We start from the raw sequence: 2,286 nt of genomic DNA, 5'->3' as shown, positions 1-2,286 counted from the left end.
AGGGTTTCGCGATGCTGGCTCCAGCCGGGATTGAAGGTCAGCATATTCTTCTCGAACATGCCCTGGAACAGGCCGACCACCTTGTCCCCCTGGCGCAGGACCAGCCAGCCCTGATCGATATTGCCGCCGGTTTCGGTAAAGCCGAGGGTTTCGTAGAAGGCCTTCGAGGCGCGGATATCCTTTACCGCAAGGCTGATCGAGAAAGCTCCGAGGCTCATTGGATGTCTCCTGGCGCGATATCGCCGCTCGCTGGGCGGCCTGGACAGGACGCCCAGCGGTCGCGCTCCACCGGCATCAGCTGCATGGTGCCAGCCGCATCCGCCGATATCAATCGCGCAGTTCGATCCGGTTTATCGCGACGTAATTGCTGCCTTCAGACACGGCGAAGACCAGGTCAGGCCGGCCGTCCTGATTGAGATCGCCAATGCTGACATTGTAGGAATCCGCCTCATCGAGCTCCACGAGATCGATGGTCTGAAACCCGTCTTCCCTCGCAAGATAGACCCGGTCGCGCAGGCCGTCATTGGCGACCACGATGTCCAGCCGCCCATCGCCATCGAAATCCGCCAGCTCGAGACCGAACATCTCATCATCTGCACTGCCAAATGCGCGCCGCCCGACGAAATTTCCACTTCCGTCATTGAGAAAGATAACGCCCGGCCGTTCGATGCCGCCGGCCAGGATGTCCGGATGGCCGTCGCCATTCATGTCACCGGCCGCCACGGCGCGAATTTCCATGTCCAGATCCGCACCGATCGCAACCGGCCCGTCAAAGCCGCCATCGCCAGTGCCCCGGTAGAGCATGACACCCTCGCCGCCGCGATTGGAGAAAACCAGATCCACGGTCCCGTCGCCATCGAGATCATCAATGGCAACCCGAATCGTCTGGTAGGCTCCGGGGAGCTCCACAACGCGGTCAAACCCACCCTGTCCGTCGTTGAAATAGAGGCGATTGGCCGCGCCGCGCAGGATCAGCACCAGATCCGCATCACCGTCCGCATCAAGATCAACCGCGGCGATGGAACGGGCTTGCGCGATCGCGCCGATCTCGTGGCCGGCATCAAAATGCCCGCTGCCATCATTCAGCTGGACGAGGACGGGCAGGAGGTCACGGGCAATGGCGGCATCGAGATCGCCATCACCGTCGAAATCCGCCAGCGCGGCTTCATACCCGGTGGCCCGGTCCGCGCCGGCATCATGGGCAGACCGGAAAAATCCCATCCCGTTATTGAGATAGATTTCGTTCTGCTGGATCCAGTGCCGGCCGTTGACGGCAAAACCATCAAGGTCACCATCGCCGTCCAGGTCGCCCAGATTGACCGACGCGGTCAGCGCTGTCGGCTCACCGAAAAAATTATAGGGGTGCACCCAGAACGCGTCATCCTGCGCGAAGGCTGGGCTCGCTGCGCCCAGGACCAGACCCATTGAAATCAAGTGCGCGCGCATGCCACTTCCCTTCAGCGACATCTATCGGGTGCCCGAAATATCGCCAATTGGCAAATGACCAATCGGAAATGCGGGCTGAACCCGACAGCCCTAGCTCTCGCGTTCGACCAGCATTCCCTTGATCTTGCCGATCGCTTCGGCCGGGTTGAGACCCTTGGGGCAGACCTGGGTGCAATTCATGATCGTGTGGCAGCGATAGAGCTTGAACGGGTCGTCGAGCTCATCGAGACGCTCGCCCTTGGCTTCGTCGCGGCTATCGGCCAGCCAGCGATAGGATTGCAGCAAAGCCGCAGGCCCGAGATATTTGTCGCCATTCCACCAATAGGAGGGGCAGGCCGTCGAGCATGAGGCGCACATGATGCACTCATAGGCACCATCGAGCTGGGCGCGCTCTTCTGGAGACTGTTTCCACTCTTTCTCCGGCGCCGGGGTATCGGTCTGGAGATAGGGTTTGATCGCCGCATGCTGGGCGTAGAACTGGGTCAGATCCGGGATCAGATCGCGCACCACTGGCTGGTGGGGCAGGGGCGAGATGGTGATCGTACCCTGATATTCGTCGATCCCCGACGTGCAGGCGATGGTATTGCGCCCGCCGATATTCATCGAGCAGGAACCGCACACGCCCTCGCGGCAGGAACGCCGGAAAGCCAGCGTCGCATCGACATTATTCTTGATCCACAGGATGGCATCGAGAACCATCGGGCCGCAATCATCGAGATCGACCTTGTAAGTGTCCCAGCTCGGCGGATTGCCGCTTTCCGGATCATAGCGATAGACGCGGAAGGTGCGGACGTTCTTGGCGCCATCCGGCTTGGGCCAGGTCTTGCCTTTGGTCGGCTG

The 2,286-nt window shown here is 60.9% G+C and carries 3 protein-coding genes; all 3 read right to left on the bottom strand.

Annotation, left to right across the window (positions count from 1 at the left end):
* On the bottom strand, positions 1–218 hold a 218-nt coding region (locus AAC023_RS14370; RefSeq protein WP_339741980.1), incomplete at its 3' end, for a hypothetical protein.
* Between the two features lie 109 nt (positions 219–327).
* The gene (locus AAC023_RS14365; RefSeq protein ID WP_339741978.1) at positions 328–1,446 is read right to left on the bottom strand and encodes a VCBS repeat-containing protein; all 1,119 of its coding nucleotides are present in this window, start codon (positions 1,444–1,446) and stop codon (positions 328–330) included.
* Positions 1,447–1,536: 90 nt separating this feature from the next.
* On the bottom strand, positions 1,537–2,286 hold a 750-nt coding region (locus AAC023_RS14360; RefSeq protein ID WP_339741976.1), incomplete at its 5' end, for a succinate dehydrogenase iron-sulfur subunit.

The sequence above is a fragment of the uncultured Maricaulis sp. genome, assembly GCF_963976135.1.
Classification (GTDB): Bacteria; Pseudomonadota; Alphaproteobacteria; order Caulobacterales; family Maricaulaceae; genus Maricaulis.
This window is presented reverse-complemented; position numbering and strand designations above follow the sequence as displayed.